Source organism: Moorena sp. SIO3A2 (genome assembly GCF_010672265.1).
In the GTDB taxonomy this organism is placed as follows: Bacteria; Cyanobacteriota; Cyanobacteriia; order Cyanobacteriales; family Coleofasciculaceae; genus Moorena; species Moorena producens.
The window spans coordinates 46,588-62,585 of the sequence record NZ_JAAHHC010000022.1 but is presented as its reverse complement, the minus strand read 5'-3'; the positions used below and the strand labels follow the sequence as shown (position 1 = coordinate 62,585).

Sequence of the window (15,998 nt, the reverse complement as noted above, 5' to 3'; positions counted from 1 at the left end):
CTGATAGCACCTCAAGTAGCACAGGCTTCTAGCCTGTGATGTACCCCATAAGCTGATACGCGACACGCTGATAGCTGTTGGCGTAGCCTGCGCGTAGCGCATATGCTTACCTTTTCAATTTTCAGTTTTTAATTTTAAAATGACCAATGACTAAATCAATCAATCCAAACTAATTTGTGAACCCCATAGGTCTTGAGGTAGAAATGAGCGGTCCATTGGAATTGGTGCTACTGGTTCAGTTAGGGTAAATTTGCCACTCTCAATCCATTGCTTTAATTCCATAGCAACTTGCCGGGAGAGGAAAATACTAGCAAGAGGAGCTACACGTACTAATTTACCATCAATAGTGATCCGACCAGACTTCAGCTGAGCGTAGCTGACTAACCCAAAGGTTGGACGCACCCGTCTAGGAATGGCAAAATCTACCACTGGTGCAACAATGTCTTGATCTTGTACAGCACAACGTTGCACTACTTCTTCATTCAGTACTGGCATTGGTACGCCCACACCCAGCATCAGAGAGGGGCCATAATTTTTAAAGTAACAACCCCGCACCCATTTGGGGTTCATTTGCTTGGCATCTCCAATTAAAGCTAGAGTTGCTGCTGGTCCTATGGGTGTCTGATTGGGAAGGCGTTTTTGCAGTGGGAAGTGTTGGGTCCCTTCCCAAGCAATATAGCCAATACCTCCACCCATAAAAATCCGTGTGCCAATACCCACTAGCTTCAGTTCCGGATCATTGATTAGGGGTGAGATTGCTCCTGGGTTAGAGTAAACCGCATTGGAGAGTTTGGGCTGCAGCAAACCCAGATAAGTATACAAGGGGCGATCGCCTCCATTCACCCCTACAATGAAGTTTTGATACAGATTGCGGGGATTGAATAAGTAAAACTGATTAATCCTATCCTTAGTGATCGTGGTCTCAAAGGAGCTTCTAGGATAACAATCTGTCACCTGTCCAAGGGCTTGCAGGTTGACCGGTTTCCCAGCAATCAGGTCTTCAATGACATGACCACCACCCCTTTGCCTATGTTCTTCCATATCTGGAATCTCACGGTTATCTGGGTAGTCAACAACTTGAGTTGCTCCCAAAAACAAATCCACTGCTCCGAAGCCAGTGTAAGCTGGAACCCCATCTAACCAACATTTCCGTATTTTCACGGGTGGGTCAGTATGTCCCAAATTCATGATTGCTCCGGAAGACTCCATCTGCTCAAAGGTACCGGTAGTAATGATGTCTACTTCTTTCGCCGCCTGAGTCACACCGATGTCTGCCACCCGTGCTTTTAATTCTTCCACTGTCCACACTACGGCACAGTTACCCTCGATTTTGTCATTAATTTGAGCAATGGTTCGCATAGGGATTGGGAATGAGGAGAAGGGTTTTCCAAAATATCACTTGTCAGTGGTATCTTAGCTTACCTCCGTCAGCCGAGGGTGATCATAGGCAGTTGTTAAGTAAGTATTCAGCTATCAGCTATCAGCTATCAGCTATCAGCTATCAGCTATAGCGCTTTTTAAGCTAGTAAGGTACAAGTTTTTGGGTTTTAGGGAGCAGGGAGCAGGGAGTAGGGAGCAGTAAAGTCAGAAGAGGGAAAAGGTAAAAAATTATGTGTACCTCATGAGGCTAAAAACCGCTATATCAGCTATCAGCTATCAGCTAATGCGCACGCTACTTGAGGTGCTTTTGAATACAACAGGTAAGCATTGGAATAATGCTGAGTTACGTCAGCACCTCAAGTAGCGTGGACCTTTTGCCCACGGCTGACGGCTGACGGCTGACGGCTGACGGCTGACGGCTGACGGCTGACGGCTGAATGCTTAAGTTGTTAAAATCCATAGCTCGCGTTGTAACGGTTGAAGGCTTATGAAGGTTTACTCTTCCTCCTTCTCGATTTGATCTGATTTGTCGGATTTGGGGTGATTGTCCGATTCAGTGCTATCCTGGGAATCCTGTGATGTAGTCGGGCTGGCTAAATCAGGATCTGGTGATGCGATCGCAACGATTTCTGAAGGGGTCTGGGTATGTCTGATGGATATCGGACTAGTTTTCCATTGATCGAGGATATCTTTAATTAAAACTTCTTTGAGCCAAACCTGACCAACTACTGTTAATGGTAAAGCTAACAGTAAACCTAAAAAACCAAAGAATGTCGCGAAAAATACCTGAGCCAAAAGGGTTACTGCTGGTAGCAGGGATACCTGTTGCTTCATGACCAGGGGAGTTAGCAAATTACTTTCCACCTGCTGAATAATAATGTAGAGAATTAAAACAGCGATCGCTTTCCAGGGTGCATCTAGTAGAGCGATCGCAATCGGTGGGACTACACTCAATCCAGGGCCAATATTGGGGATAAATGTCAAGATACCTGCCAAAGCCGCCTGTGCCAGTGCCAGTTTAACTTGTAGGATGACCAAACCCACAAAACTTAAGCCAGAAATGGCAGCAATGTTAACGAGAATGCCTACTAACCACCCCCGTAAAGAGTGATCACATAGAGTCAAAATTTCATCAACTCGACGGCGATAGAAAGACGGGAAAAGTCGTATAAAGCTTTGACGATAAGCGTTGGGGTCAGCCAGTAGCATTATGGTCAAAACTAATACCAGCAAAACTTGGGCTACTACAGCCAAAGAGTTAAAGGCAATGGAGAATCCACCACCCAATAACTGATTAAGTAACGGTTGTAGCTGTTGAATTAGCTGATCTATTTGGAGCTCGGGGAAAGTAATCAGATCTGGGGGAAGACGCGCTGACAACACCTCCAACCACTGACCTAATTTTTCTATACCCCTAGGAACTTGATCAGTTAACTCTAGGACTTGGTCGGCAAAGGGTGGCACAATTAGCCAGTAAAACCCTACGGTTAGAGCAACCATCAGAAGAATTGACAGCAGCACAGCAAAAAGCCGTTTGATGCCAACCCGGCGGAATTTTTCCACCAAGATATTTAAGGCATTGGCAAGTACCACAGCAGTAAATATCAGCAGCAGTACTTTACGGATTTGCCACAGGATGTATAACGAAAGGATAAAGGCAAGTAGACCAATCCATGTGCCTAGACTCATGGTAAAACCTCGCAGTGGCTCTATGCAGTCCCAGACCTAATTTTAGTTGTATGGGGCTCAAAAACCTGATCTTACCTCAATTCTACAGATTTTAGGTTTTCAAATTTTAGGTTTTAAAAGAGACAGGATGCGATTAGCCCGAAGGGCTACGCTACGCGAACGCTCCGGGAGCAGAAGATGGGGGTGATGGGGTGATGGGGTGACAAGCAGCTTGAAAGGGAGGGTGACCGGGTTTAGGTAGGGTATCCTGCCCCTCGGGAAACATAACTATGCTCTTTTGAGTCTAATTAATCGCTTATACTCATCCTCAAGGAAGATATATTTAATGTTTATTTCCCATCGTTGGCAGTCCAGAATCGCTCTACTCACAGCATTGGGGATCACTTCAACTGTGGCGTTACCAATGTTGATGGCTACTCAAGCTACTGCCCAGTCTAGATTCTACATCGAGCCACAGTTGGCTCAATTTACCCAAGTCATCATTCCTGCTGGGACTTTGATACCAGTTGAATCCGACGACGCCAAGAGAATCATTGTCACTCGTAATGAAACTCTACCGATAACGGTGATAGTAGCTAGAGATGTAGTCTCCTTTTCAGGAACCCTCCTAATTCCAGCCGGTAGTGAGATTGAAGGTGAAGTGCGTCCAGTTAACAGAGGTTCTCAGTTTGTCGCCGAAGAGTTGATTCTCAGGGATAGTGATCAATCCTTATCTATTGATGCCACCTCCGAGGTTGTCACCAAAACTGAAACTATTACCAAAAACACTGATCCGGATTTGCTCAAAGGTGCTGCTATTGGTGCAGCTGCCGGGGCTGTACTTTCTGAAATCTTTGGTAAGCTTGAGTTTTGGGAAGTTTTAGCTGGTGCTGGACTCGGTTTGGTTACAGAACTTCTCCTTGCAGGAGGTCAGGAAGACGTAGAAGTAGTTGTCATCGACCCTGACACAGATTTAGATGTAACCTTGAAGTCTGATTTAGTCCTTAACATTGACAATCGCTAATCTGAAGGATGAAGGATGAACCCTTCACCCTTCATCCTTGACTTGATAATTAATAATTCATCCTACCCGACGGTAAAGCTATCAGGCGAAGATCCTTAATCGTTAATCTTACCCTACACCGAATTGCTAAGGGCGAACATCCTTGATAATGTAAGCATTCACTTATAGCGCTACGCGCAAGTAAGAAGTTAGAAGTCAGAAGTCAAAAGTAAGCTATGACTAAGTTTCGGAGTTTAGGAGCGATGCAGAGGTGCGACCCGTGGCGAATTTAATTCGCCAACGGAAAACGCACCATTACGGTCTTGGGGGTTTCCCCCATGAGCGACTGCATCAAGACAATGTCCTAACAGTAGCGCGTAGTGCTATATCAGCTATTAGCCTATGCGCTAAAGATAGTGCTACTTGAGGTGCTATCAGCGTGTCGCGTATCAGCTATCAGCCTATGCCCAACAGCTGACTGCTGACTGCTGACTGCTGACTGCTTACTTGATAATTCATTCTTAACCAAAAGTTACTGTCACCTTAATATTCATCTATTATTATCTATTACTATTAACTAGTTAGTCACCAGGTCGTCAGGATAGCTAAGCTGATGGATCTTTATCGCCGCCTTCTCTGGAGTACTATTTTGGTATTCAGTAGTTTAGTTACACAGATTCCAACAGCCTCAGCTGAAATTAAGGAATACCACGTCATCCTTAACTCTGATAGCAGTCAATCATTTGAACGCCTAATTCAGCAGACAGAGAATTTGGCTCAAACTAAACTAAATCAGGAATTTACCGGAAATCCTGATATTACCAGCATTTCTATGATGATTTTAGGTGAACGCAATGGTCAAGTAGTCCCTTTAATGATTGCAACAGTTTCTCGCTCTCAGTGGAAACAATTCCCCATAATCCAGCGATGGGCGAGTTATTTTAGCAATTCTGAAATGCTATTGGGGTTCAGAGCTTCTGATTCATCTCCAGCTCCTTCAAATCCACCTAAATCTTCAGTATTACTTGAAGCTTCATTGGAGGATGATCCAGGTTTTCGAGATGATTAACTAGTTGAATTAACTAGTTTAAATAAAAACTTGGCAACGGTTAACCTTAACTGTAGCAGTGTTAATCCTTTTTAGGTAATTATTTTCACAATTTAGTTTCACAGGTTAAGACTTAACTAATAAATAGTTAAGGTATGGTAAATCTTAATATCAACGAAAAAACACTATAAAGTTAAGACATGCTTAACCATCCAGTTAACCGCTCTTAACCTTAAAAAGATATATCTAATCAGTAGCTAAAAACTAGTACAAGCGTTTACCAACGCAATTTTTTTTAGTAATCAATGCTAGCCATATGAGCGACACCAGGGTATCAAAAAGTAGACAAATATCAGGGTTTAATAACCTTGGCTCACTACTTATGCTTTCAAACAGGGGTGTTCTCACGCTTGGACTGGTTTTCTACTGCAGCATAGCTATAAAATTATTAGCAACAGGGCTGAATTTGTTATAGCCTTTTGACGATTGTTTTTCAGCTAGCTCTGGTGGTAATGGTGCTCAAACTTTGTGATTCCGCTGATTCTTGTAGAGAGATAAAGAGATACTAGAATGTCTAAGCTAACTCGCAGAAAACTGCTAGTTTTCTTTGGGGCGAGTACTGCAGCTACTGTGTTGGCTCCTCAGATAGGCCAAAAACTGTTAGGTGGTGACTATAGTGTTGCCAATGCAGCTACCAGTACTATGGGTATTACCCCGGTGCGTTTACCCCATCCCTTGCCGATTTATCAAACTAAAAAAAGTGCCTTACCCACTGGCATTAATCAAAGCCAACTGCTTGAACCAAGTTCTGACATCAGTCTGGCTACCTACACGGTCATTGATGATGTAGTAGTACCGCCGGAGTACGAACGGTATGTAATTGTCAAATGGGGCGATCGCGTTTTCCCTAATCCAGACGATTATTTTGGCTATAACAACGACTACACTGGCTTTGTTCCTGTAGGTAGAAGCTCTAATGATGGCTATCTCTGGGTCAATCACGAATACGTTTCTTTTCCATTTTCTGACCTAGCTCCCGGTACTTCCAGCAGCTTAGCTGGATTCCCCACTAGCTTTGAGACGGTGATTGGCTATCCTCTACCGTCTAATGTGAATGATATAGAACTGCTTGGAGAATTTTTCTACAACCAAGGAGGTTCTATTGTTCGCATCCGTCGCAATGGTTCCGGTGAACGTTACCAAGTTGTTAAGGATGACTCCAAGAACCGTCGCATTCACGGTCTTTCTGGTTTAGGAATCAATGCTCAGCGGAGTGATGAGTTTAAGAGTGTTACCTCTTGGGGCTCCAGAAGCCATCAGCAAGGGGATCAAAACTACCTGGTGGGAACAGGACCAGCAGCAACTGAAGTGTTTTCTCTGAGTTCCGATGGCTTAGGGAACAAGATTATCGGTACTGCTTACAACTGTTCCGGTGGAACTACCCCTTGGGGTACCATTTTGACTACTGAAGAAAATTTCCAGGGTAGTGCCAGATTCTTCAATGGTGTTACTGAAGCTGTGCTACCTAATGGCACTCAGACTGGCTACACCGAAGGTACCACTGGGTCTGTATTCGGTCTGGTCGGTGAAAAGTATGGCTGGATGGTAGAGATTGATCCAGTTAACCCTAGTGTTCGTGCTAAGAAGCACACTGCGTTGGGACGCTTCCGTCACGAAAATATTACTTTCCGTACTGAGGCTGGTAATAAGTTAGTTGCTTACATGGGAGATGACCGCCGGGGTGGTCACACCTGGAAGTATGTTAGTAAGGGCAAACTGCGGGGCCTCAGTGATAAAGATAACAGTAAGTTATTTGAAGAAGGTACTCTCTACGTTGCTAAATTCAATTCCAATGGCACAGGTGAGTGGATACCATTGGTCTTGAGTACTCCCACCAATCCCAATGCTCCCTCTGAACTGGCTTCTGTTGAGCTAGCTGCTTTAGGTGAGGCACAACGAGATGGTCGGGTGCGCTTACCAAAGCGTGCTGGTATTGCTGGTGCTACTGAGGATGGTGGCTCGTTGGTGGTAGATCTCACTAATGAAGCAACTGCCCTCCCTGGTTATAAGAAGAAAACCCTGGCAGATTTCTACACTAGCCAAGGTGCTATTGTCGTTGATTCTTTCCTGGCAGCTAATCTAGTTGGTGGTACTCCCTCATCCCGCCCTGAGGATCTAGAAGTCCATCCCCGGACTAAAGCGGTATTCATTGCCTATACCGACCATATTGCTGGTGGAGATGGCTATCCAGATTCCCGGATCTTCCAAACTGCTAAACTCAACGCTGATGTTGATGCTAAGCAGCCTTCTGGTGGGATTTACAAGATTATTGAAAACAGCGCTGATGGTACAGGTACTAGCTTCCGCTGGACTCGATTCGTGGAATCTGGAGAAGCTGGAGCAGACGATGGTGCTGGTTTTGCTAATGTAGATAACTTAGCCTTCGATACTAAAGGTAATATCTGGGGTGTCACCGATATGTCTACTAGTCAGCACAACGGTTTTAGAACTGGTGCTGAGCCAACAGAACGCACCATTGACCACACCGACACTGGTGCTACTAGTTCTTTGGTTGGGGTTTATGGTAACAACTGGGTGTTCTATGTTCCCACTAGTGGGCCTAATGCTGGGGAAGTCATCCCCTTTGCTTATGGTCCAGTGCGTTGCGAGATAACTGGTCCAACCTTTATTGGTGATACTCTAATTGTTGCAGTACAGCATCCTGGGGAAAGTGTACCCATTGGTGCAGGTCAGCCGCCTCTGCAACGAGATATTGAAATCCTGAACTTGGATGGAAGTCTGTTTACTCAGAGCCGGACTGTACCTCTTGGTAGTAACTGGCCTAGTAGCTTACCTAAGGCTGATGGTGGTGATGGCAATCCCTCTGGACCACCCCGTCCTTCTGTAGTTGGTATTCGTCGCAAGTCTGGTGAAAGGCTTGTTTAGACTAATGTTGGTTTAGACTAATGGTAAGCATTCAGCTATCAGCCGTCAGCCGTCAGCTTATTTTATTCACAAGCACCATGAGTAGCCTAAGCTATGGGCATAAACTATTCGCTTAGCATGGCCTCAGACCTTGAGCACTTCAAGTAGCGTGGGCGTAGGTTGTTAGCTGATAGCTGATAACTGATAGCTGACGGCTGAATGCTTACGACTATGTTTGTTTAGACAAGACAGCAGAATGAGATAAGACATTTTATCTTTCCCATTCTCTACCTGATTTTTACACCTTTACAATTTAGATGCTGGCGTTCGTTTATAGATTCGTCAGCTTTTTTTTGTTTTTATGTAAGCATTCAGCGTGTCGCGTATCAGCTATCAGCTTATGGGCAGGCTTGGCCAAAGGCCAAAGTCCAATGGCTGACTGCTGTTCGAGTAGCTTGCGCCTAGGACATATGCTTAGATGGGCAAATCCCCAGACTTTCAATGTTGTAAAATCTCGAACTATTCAATTCTCCCGTTTGATGTTTATTTTTTGATGTTTATTTTAAGCATTAGGCACCTCAAGTAGCGTGGCCATTCGCGTAGGGTGGCCCAAAGGCCAAGGCCAACGGCTGACAGCTGACGGCTGAATGCTTACATTTCAATCGCCTAAAACGACTACTGCTAGGATAAACTATCGCCAATTTTGATAAAGTTAGCAAAAAAGCTATCTAGATCAGCTTCGTTAATATTTGGGTTGCTGAGAATGAAGCGAATTAGAATCTGTTCTTGATAGTGAGAGTAATTGACTAATGCTTGACCGGAGCGCATTAATTGATCACGTATTTCCAGATTAAGCTGATCTAAACCATGATTAGACAGACTGTTATCTCTGGGATTATAGCGAAAACAGATATTCAAAAATGTTGGTTGAACTATCAATTGTAATTTCTCACAACTGCGAATATAATCCGCCGCGTAGCTAGCGAGTTCAAACAAGCGGTCAACCCGTGCTTCATAACCACTTTTGCCGTAGTATTTCCAGGCTAGCCACAGCTTAAGGGCATCTACTTTCCGCCCACACTGCAAGGACATAGCTCCGAGATTATAGGAACTATCTTCATCATCGTGGAAGATATAGTGAGTACCTTGACTAGAACAAGCCTCCAATAAAGTCCCTGGTTGTTTAACCAGAATAGCTGAACAAATCAAGGGCACGCCCATGAGTTTGTGAGCATCCCAAGTAAACGAATCTGCTAAGGAGCTACCTTGCAACAGGTGCTTGTGCTGGTTGCTGAACAAAACCGGAGCACCCCAAGACCCATCCACATGTAGCCAGAGTCCATATTTGCTGGTAATTTCTGCAATTGAGGGCAAAGGATCGAATGCACCGGCAACGGTAGTGCCCGCAGTAGCTGTAACAAAGAAAGGTGTTTTTCCTTCCCTTAGGCTTTGTTGAATAGCAGCTTCTAATTGTTGCGGGCACATGCGCTGATCGCCATCGGATTTAACTTTAACTACATTGTCTATGCCCATGCCCAACAAATTTGCTGCTTTGAAAAAGGAATAGTGGGCCTGATCTGAGATGAATGCTACGAGCTGGTGATTTCCCAATCCCTTGTTTTTGGCTTCGGGTAGGAGTTTGTGTCGCCCACAAAGCATGGCGATCAGATTAGCATTACTCCCTCCTGTCACCATCAACCCCTCACCTTGAGGAAAACCGATCAAGTCGTTGAGAGCCTCAATCAATTTAATCTCTATCAGCGTGGCGACTGGAGCAACTTCATAGGTATACATAGAAGTATTAGCAGTACTAGTTACCATTTCTGCTAATAATCCAGTTATCTCAAATCCACCCCAAAGCTGGTTAAAAAACTTGTGGCTACTAGTCCGCACGCTGTGATCGAGGTATGATTCAATAATCGGAATTAAATCGGCTAAGGGAACTCCGTTTTCCGGTAAGCTTAAATCGAGTTTTTCCTTAAGGGTTTGAGGGCTTTTGTAATCTATTACCTTGGTATCGGTATTTTTATTTTCCTGCAAATACTTAAGGAGTTTATCAACAGTTAAGTTGATTATTTTTTCAAACTCGATCATAATTTATTATTTGGTATAATTAGATATTTGGTGGAATTGATAAGGGTGCATATCCTAAAAGCAGTTTGACCCGGTGGGTGGAATGGGCATCTTGCCCGTTACAATTTTCGGGCGTTCTGTCCCAACGGTGACGACTACGCATAAAATGAGGGATCGCCCGTCTTATCAAGCACCCTACCCAACTATCAGAGTGCTACTAAAACCTCGGCAAGTTTTCTCTTCGTGCTAGCGAATACTTCATGTTGTTGATTGTCCCAAATGCTAACACGAGAATTAAGCTCGATGATTTTCGGTTGACCGTTAACTAGGGCAATATCAATGCCATAAAATCGGTTACCGTACTGTACCATATGTTTTTCAATTTGTTCAACTAGCTCTAAGACAGTGCTAGGGATGAGTTCTATTTCTACAACACGCATCTCGCCTCCTTCAGTCACGGATGCTACTAATTTTCCTGAAGCTGGAGTACGTACTATAGAGTGAAGAATTTCCCCGTTGAGGAGTGCTACACGAAAGTCATGGACACCATCAACAATACCGGGTATACCTGAGCGTGAATCGAGAAACTCTTGGACTAAGAAGGGATAGGGGCAATGTTGCTTCTTTAAGAACTCATCGTCTCCAATGTGGACATTTCTGGCTTCAAGACCATCTACTGGCTTGACAACTTTATATTGTCCTGGTATAGTTTTGAGTGCCTCAATAAACTCTTCTTTGGTGTTAACAAGATAGGTTTGGGGAGAATAGTCACTGAACAGCTGAAAGGTTTTATATTTGTTGGTGCAAATTTCGTTAATTTCCTGACAGTTAAGAACTGGGATAGTTCCATCAGAGCTAAACAATCCTTTATCGAAAATGACATCAGCTTTGATAGGACCGGTTTCTATCACTTCTCCATCTCGTAATTCCCAACTCTGGGAAAATTGTCCTGACCCTAGATAAGAAGATTGGTGACGAACAACACGAAAATTGGCACCACAGGCTTCTATTGCTTCACCAAGTTGGGCAATGTGTCGTATGTACTTTTTTTTATTAAATGGGTAGGAAAAGGTGCCTGCTTCCTCAAAAAAGACAGCAACAGTTTTCAAGGTTGACCTCAAACTGGGAATCAACCGAAAATTATAGCAATTTTTTAAGGAAGCAGGATGTTTGACAAGGGTTTACGATATGCGATCGCGTAGCGTAGCCCTTCGGGCTAATCGCTAATCCCCTCACCGGAGCCTGCTGAGTTTTTGGCGTTGCGTCAGTCAAAGAATGAATAGGAGTAGAGTGGGCATCCTGCCCGCCCCAAAATATCAAGGAACAGGCAAGATGCCTATTCCACAAAACTCCATTATTAAGCAACGCTGAGGTTCTAACCAATGCGTCCGCTAATATAAGCTTCTGTCTGTGAGTTCGCGGGTCGTTCAAAGATTTGCCTAGTCTCCCCAAACTCCATCATTGCCCCCAAGTACATAAACGCGGTATAATCCGATATCCTTGCTGCCTGTTGCATGCTGTGAGTCACAATCAGAATTGTGACTTGTTTCTTCAGATCAGCAATTAATTCTTCAATGCTGGCAGTAGCAATGGGGTCAAGAGCAGAGGTGGGTTCATCGAATAAAATAATCTCTGGATCAGCGACTAAAGCGCGGGCAATACAAAGACGTTGCTGTTGACCTCCAGATAGGTTATAGGCTGAGTCATAGAGGCGGTCTTTTACTTCATCCCACAAGGCCGCTCCCCGCAACGCTTTCTCCATTTTTTCTTCTATCAGACGACGTCTATTTTCACCCCGGACTCGCAACCCATAGGCAACATTGTCATAAATTGATTTGGGAAAAGGATTAGGCTTTTGAAATACCATGCTAATCCGCATCCGCACTTCTATCGGGTCAATTTTCTTACCTAAAATGTTGACATCGGAGTCGAGCCAGATTGCTCCCTCGTAGCGATTACCAGGATAAAGGTCATGCATACGATTGAAGCATCGCAGTAACGTGGTTTTGCCACACCCTGACGGTCCAATTAGTGCGGTTACTTGTTTTTCCGGCACCAGTAAACTAATACTTTTGAGAGCATGAAATGAACCATAGTAAAAACTAAGGTTATCCACCTCAGCTTTGGCGTTACTAATGGTTGAGTCGGATAATTTATTAGATAGTTTTTCTACCATTTTAGACCTTTACGGAAGCGATAGCGTAGATAAATAGCAATACCATTCATAGCTAGGGTCATAGCAATCAAGACTGTACCGGCTGCGGCTGCATTTGCCTCAAATGCCCGTTCAGGTCTAGATACCCAGGTAAACATCTGAATCGGCATAACTGTGAATTCAGCTTGAAGCCATGCAAACAGCTGCTGTAAGTTTAGATAGGGAAATTCACCCTGAAAGGGAATATAGGGAAATTCGCTGTTTAATGGAGAATCTGGCAAAAAGCGAATAAATACTAGAGCACCAATGGTAACCACAGGAGCAGTTTCCCCAATTGCCCGAGATAAACCAATGATTACGCCTGTGAGAATACTACCAAACGAATAGGGCAAAACATGATCCCAAATCATTTGCCACTTACTGGCTCCAAGGGCATAAGCAGCCTCCCGGAGATGATTAGGAATTGCCCGCAGTGCCTCTCGTGTGGTGACAATCACCACTGGCAGAATTAACAACGCTAAGGTCAAACCTGCTGAGAGAATGCTTCGACCTAAATTTAACTCATAGACGAATAAGCCCAAGGCTAATAAACCATAGACAATGGAGGGAACTCCTGCCAAATTCGTGACATTAATTTCAATGAAATCCGCTAGCAAGTTTTTTCGGGAATATTCTTCTAAATAAATTCCTGAAGCTACACCAATGGGCACTGCAGCTAAGGCGGTCACTAACATCACCAGACTAGTGCCTACCCAGGCCGACATAATCCCCGCTTTTTCTGCTCTACGACTAGGAAACGATGTAAAAAACTCTGGTGAAATCCGGGATATCCCTGATTTTACCATATAGATGATTAACCCCAGCAAGATAAATATAGCGACCAGAATAACTACCAAACCAACGATGGCAAAAATCTGATTAATAAGCTTACGGCGATTTATATCTTCTCGAATTGTAAGTAAATTTTCTTGTGACATTTATATAGCGTTTTACTATTAGATGTGAAACTAGGATTGATGGATAATCACTAAAATCAAAACATTATGTACTTCACCCAATTTAAAATCGCTATACTAATAAATTTCTCGATAACGCTTAGCTAAGAAATGTCCAATGATGTTTAGGACTAGAGTCATTAAGACTAAGGTTAGTCCAGCCGCAAAAATGGTCTGGTATTCTAGAGTACCATGAGGCAAATCCCCAAGACTTACCTGGACGATGTAAGCAGTGATTGTAGCGGCTTGGTCCAGGGGATTCCAAGCGATCTTGGGTTGTAAGCCCGCTGCGATCGCAACAATCATGGTTTCTCCTACAGCCCTTGATGTTCCTAGGATGTAGGATGAGGCAATGCCGGAAATAGCAGCAGGAAACACAACGTTCCATGCTGTCTGTAACCGAGTTGCTCCCATAGCATAAGACCCTTCCCGTAACTCTACCGGAACCGCTCGCATGGCATCTTCACTAATGGAACTAATAAAGGGAATAATCATCAAACCCATGACTAGACCGGCACTTAGCATATTAAAAACCGGCAATTCAGTAAAAATCTTGCGCAGAAAAGGGCTAACCACCAGCAGGGCAAAATAACCATAAACCACTGTAGGAATTGCTGCTAAAAGTTCCAAACCTGGTTTAATTATTTCTCGTAATGTAGGAGGAGCAAATTCACTTAGGTAAATCGCAGCAATAGTTCCAGTCGGGATAGCAAATAGAAGAGCAATAGTAGAGGTGACTAGGGTTCCTGATATCAATGGCAAAATTCCGTAGTGCTTCTCCAAAAACATCGGTGTCCATTTGGTATCCGTTAGGAAATCAAATAATGATACTTCCTTGAAAAATGCCAGAGATTCCCTAAGCAGGAAAAAGATTATTGCTGCCATAGTGGCGACGGAAGACAATGCCGCCAAAAACAATAGTATTTCAATCCCCCGCTCTCGCAAATTGCGAATTAATTTTGGTGAGAGGCGTTTGGTCTGGTTAAGTCGGATCAGTTTTTCGGTCATTAAATCGGTAATAAAAGTATTGTTTTAAGGCAGCTATCAGCTATCAGTTATCAGCTATCAGCTATCAGCTATCAGCTATCAGCTATCAGCTATCAGCATATGCGTTAGATGGGCAAATCCCCAGACTTTTAATTCTGATTAATCTCGAACTATTATATTTTTCTGTTTGCGTATCGGCGCACACTACGGTAACAACGTTTATTTTAAGCTGACCGCTGACAGCTGAGGGCTGAATGCTTACCCCAGAACTTAGGACTCTTTTCAACATAAGTCAAGAGCGATGATTGATAATTCTACTACTAATCGCTCTTGACGAGATTAAACCAATTAAGTCCTCTAGGTTAGATTCAGTTCTAGGCTTAGTTACCGCTACCGACTAGAACCTCTAACTCTGCGAGGGATTTGGCATAGTCTGCAGAAGATAGAGGCACCGACTTAACCTCAGTGACTAATCGCTCAGCATTTTGGAGGTAATAGGTCACAAACTCACTTACCTCCGTACGCTTAACAGCGTTTTTGTTGACATAGATGAAGATTGGTCGGGATAGGGGCGTGTAAGTCCCGTTACGTACCGTTGTCAGAGAAGGCGTCACCCCATTGATAGCAACAGCCTTCAGCTTGTCTTGGTTTTCTAGGTAGTAGGAAAGACCGAAGTATGCCAGGGCTCTTCGATCCGTTTCTACACCTTGAACCAAAACGTTGTCATCTTCACTAGGGGTGTAATCGGTGCGGCTAGCACCAGACTTGCCGTTAACCTTTTTGGTGAAGTAGTCAAAGGTTCCGGAGTCTGCACCAGGACCGTACAGAACTAGGGGCAGGTCTGGCCAAGCGGAATTTACTTGACTCCATTTGGTTACAGTCCCCTCAGATTCAGGCTTCCAGATTTTATTGAGTTCTTCAACTTTAATGTCTGTAACCGCAGTATTACCTTTATTGACTACGACGGTAATGGCATCGTATGCCACTGGAATGGCCATATACTCAATGCCATTTTCAGCACACAGTGCCTTCTCTTTGTCCTTAATTGGTCGAGAAGCGTCAGAGATGTCGGTTTCACCTTTGCAGAATTTCTTAAAACCGCCACCAGTTCCAGAAATACCAACGGTTACTCGTACCCCATTTTTCTTGAGATCCTGAAACTCTTCCGCTACTGCTTCAGTAATCGGGTAAACGGTGCTAGACCCATCAATTCTGACGGTGGGTCTACCTTGAGAGTTAACTGTAGGTGCCACTAACGCAACAGTTGAGGCTACTAGGGCAAACAAGCCAGCTAGCTTCCAGCTATTTTTCTTGAAATTCATCGCCTTGACCACTGTAAAAAACTCCCAGCAATGTTAGGGTGTCGCAATCCACACTTGGTCAAGACTATAGAGCGATTACTAAGTAATGGTAAGTAATCGCGTAAGGTTTAGTTAAATTTAGGTTAATCCTTGTTTAAGAAACAATTTCAGGCTTTCTTTCGTCTTATATCTATTTATCCTTAGTCTTCATATTATCTTTCTTTTTTTGATTGTCAAGACTAAAACAAATTTAGATAAATAAAGCAGAAATCCGACCCCTTCTGGCTTCTGGGCTATTTATAGTCTCTTTGCCATTCTCCTGTGGACTGGATCTAAAAGCCTGTATAATTAGTCCCGCAGCCGTTCAGGTGCCTTACTCAGAATGGTGCCAGATGTCCATTTAACCTACACCGAACGCCAAAGGCGAACAACATTTTTGAATTAAGAATGTAGAATTTAGAAT

General features: G+C 43.8%; 14 protein-coding genes. 5 read left to right on the top strand and 9 right to left on the bottom strand.

The window, feature by feature from the left end; translation table 11 throughout:
• Positions 1-159: 159 nt before the first annotated feature.
• Complete coding sequence (locus tag F6K64_RS22840) at positions 160-1,359, bottom strand: homocysteine biosynthesis protein (RefSeq protein ID WP_008177754.1); 1,200 nt, start codon at positions 1,357-1,359, stop codon at positions 160-162.
• Between the two features lie 11 nt (positions 1,360-1,370).
• Here F6K64_RS22840 and F6K64_RS22835 point away from each other — a divergent pair, with 11 nt between their 5' ends.
• Positions 1,371-1,511: a hypothetical protein gene (locus F6K64_RS22835; RefSeq protein WP_287266380.1), complete on the top strand. Its 141-nt coding sequence runs from the start codon at positions 1,371-1,373 to the stop codon at positions 1,509-1,511.
• 364 nt (positions 1,512-1,875) lie between these two features.
• Here the strand turns inward: F6K64_RS22835 and F6K64_RS22830 are convergent, their stop codons facing one another.
• On the bottom strand, positions 1,876-3,069 hold the full coding sequence (locus F6K64_RS22830; RefSeq protein ID WP_008177751.1) for an AI-2E family transporter: 1,194 nt from the start codon (positions 3,067-3,069) through the stop codon (positions 1,876-1,878).
• 325 nt (positions 3,070-3,394) lie between these two features.
• Here F6K64_RS22830 and F6K64_RS22825 point away from each other — a divergent pair, with 325 nt between their 5' ends.
• The 4 genes from F6K64_RS22825 to F6K64_RS22810 all read left to right on the top strand — a co-directional run bounded on the left by F6K64_RS22825 (position 3,395) and on the right by F6K64_RS22810 (position 8,045).
• Positions 3,395-4,072, top strand: coding sequence for a TraB/TrbI/VirB10 family type IV secretion system protein (locus F6K64_RS22825; protein WP_008177749.1), 678 nt, complete (start codon positions 3,395-3,397; stop codon positions 4,070-4,072).
• A gap of 259 nt (positions 4,073-4,331) precedes the next feature.
• Entirely contained in the window at positions 4,332-4,478 is a 147-nt protein-coding gene (locus F6K64_RS22820; protein ID WP_154659632.1) for a hypothetical protein, read from the top strand.
• 186 nt (positions 4,479-4,664) lie between these two features.
• Positions 4,665-5,120, top strand: coding sequence for a hypothetical protein (locus F6K64_RS22815; RefSeq protein ID WP_008177747.1), 456 nt, complete (start codon positions 4,665-4,667; stop codon positions 5,118-5,120).
• 549 nt (positions 5,121-5,669) lie between these two features.
• Entirely contained in the window at positions 5,670-8,045 is a 2,376-nt protein-coding gene (locus F6K64_RS22810; protein WP_008177746.1) for a PhoX family protein, read from the top strand.
• A 660-nt stretch (positions 8,046-8,705) separates the two neighbouring features.
• Here the strand turns inward: F6K64_RS22810 and F6K64_RS22805 are convergent.
• From F6K64_RS22805 to F6K64_RS22775, 7 genes are all read right to left on the bottom strand, one after another.
• On the bottom strand, positions 8,706-10,118 hold the full coding sequence (locus F6K64_RS22805; RefSeq protein ID WP_287252036.1) for a pyridoxal phosphate-dependent decarboxylase family protein: 1,413 nt from the start codon (positions 10,116-10,118) through the stop codon (positions 8,706-8,708).
• Between the two features lie 185 nt (positions 10,119-10,303).
• A complete protein-coding gene (locus F6K64_RS22800; RefSeq protein ID WP_287266378.1) occupies positions 10,304-11,206 on the bottom strand; it encodes an ATP-grasp domain-containing protein in 903 nt (300 codons plus the stop codon).
• 31 nt (positions 11,207-11,237) lie between these two features.
• Positions 11,238-11,480, bottom strand: coding sequence for a hypothetical protein (locus tag F6K64_RS22795; RefSeq protein WP_287252038.1), 243 nt, complete (start codon positions 11,478-11,480; stop codon positions 11,238-11,240).
• A complete protein-coding gene (gene pstB / locus F6K64_RS22790; RefSeq protein WP_287266376.1) occupies positions 11,473-12,273 on the bottom strand; it encodes a phosphate ABC transporter ATP-binding protein PstB in 801 nt (266 codons plus the stop codon). Before pstB ends, F6K64_RS22795 begins: the two co-directional genes overlap by 8 nt.
• Positions 12,267-13,229 carry a phosphate ABC transporter permease PstA gene (pstA, locus tag F6K64_RS22785; protein ID WP_287266373.1) on the bottom strand — a complete coding sequence of 321 codons (963 nt, stop codon included), beginning with the start codon at positions 13,227-13,229 and terminating at the stop codon, positions 12,267-12,269. Before pstA ends, pstB begins: the two co-directional genes overlap by 7 nt.
• Before the next feature lie 96 nt (positions 13,230-13,325).
• Complete coding sequence (gene pstC, locus F6K64_RS22780) at positions 13,326-14,255, bottom strand: phosphate ABC transporter permease subunit PstC (protein ID WP_287266370.1); 930 nt, start codon at positions 14,253-14,255, stop codon at positions 13,326-13,328.
• Positions 14,256-14,614: 359 nt separating this feature from the next.
• Positions 14,615-15,556, bottom strand: a complete 942-nt coding sequence (locus F6K64_RS22775) for a PstS family phosphate ABC transporter substrate-binding protein (RefSeq protein ID WP_008177732.1) — start codon at positions 15,554-15,556, stop codon at positions 14,615-14,617.
• Positions 15,557-15,998: the final 442 nt, after the last annotated feature.

Coding starts and splice junctions, on each gene's coding strand:
- pstA (WP_287266373.1), bottom strand. CDS start 13,229: ATGTCACAAGAAAATTTACTTACAATTCGAGAAGATATAAATCGCCGT.
- F6K64_RS22825 (WP_008177749.1), top strand. CDS start 3,395: ATGTTTATTTCCCATCGTTGGCAGTCCAGAATCGCTCTACTCACAGCA.
- F6K64_RS22815 (WP_008177747.1), top strand. CDS start 4,665: ATGGATCTTTATCGCCGCCTTCTCTGGAGTACTATTTTGGTATTCAGT.
- F6K64_RS22835 (WP_287266380.1), top strand. CDS start 1,371: ATGAGGAGAAGGGTTTTCCAAAATATCACTTGTCAGTGGTATCTTAGC.
- F6K64_RS22840 (WP_008177754.1), bottom strand. CDS start 1,359: ATGCGAACCATTGCTCAAATTAATGACAAAATCGAGGGTAACTGTGCC.
- pstC (WP_287266370.1), bottom strand. CDS start 14,255: ATGACCGAAAAACTGATCCGACTTAACCAGACCAAACGCCTCTCACCA.
- F6K64_RS22830 (WP_008177751.1), bottom strand. CDS start 3,069: ATGAGTCTAGGCACATGGATTGGTCTACTTGCCTTTATCCTTTCGTTA.
- pstB (WP_287266376.1), bottom strand. CDS start 12,273: ATGGTAGAAAAACTATCTAATAAATTATCCGACTCAACCATTAGTAAC.
- F6K64_RS22805 (WP_287252036.1), bottom strand. CDS start 10,118: ATGATCGAGTTTGAAAAAATAATCAACTTAACTGTTGATAAACTCCTT.
- F6K64_RS22775 (WP_008177732.1), bottom strand. CDS start 15,556: ATGAATTTCAAGAAAAATAGCTGGAAGCTAGCTGGCTTGTTTGCCCTA.
- F6K64_RS22810 (WP_008177746.1), top strand. CDS start 5,670: ATGTCTAAGCTAACTCGCAGAAAACTGCTAGTTTTCTTTGGGGCGAGT.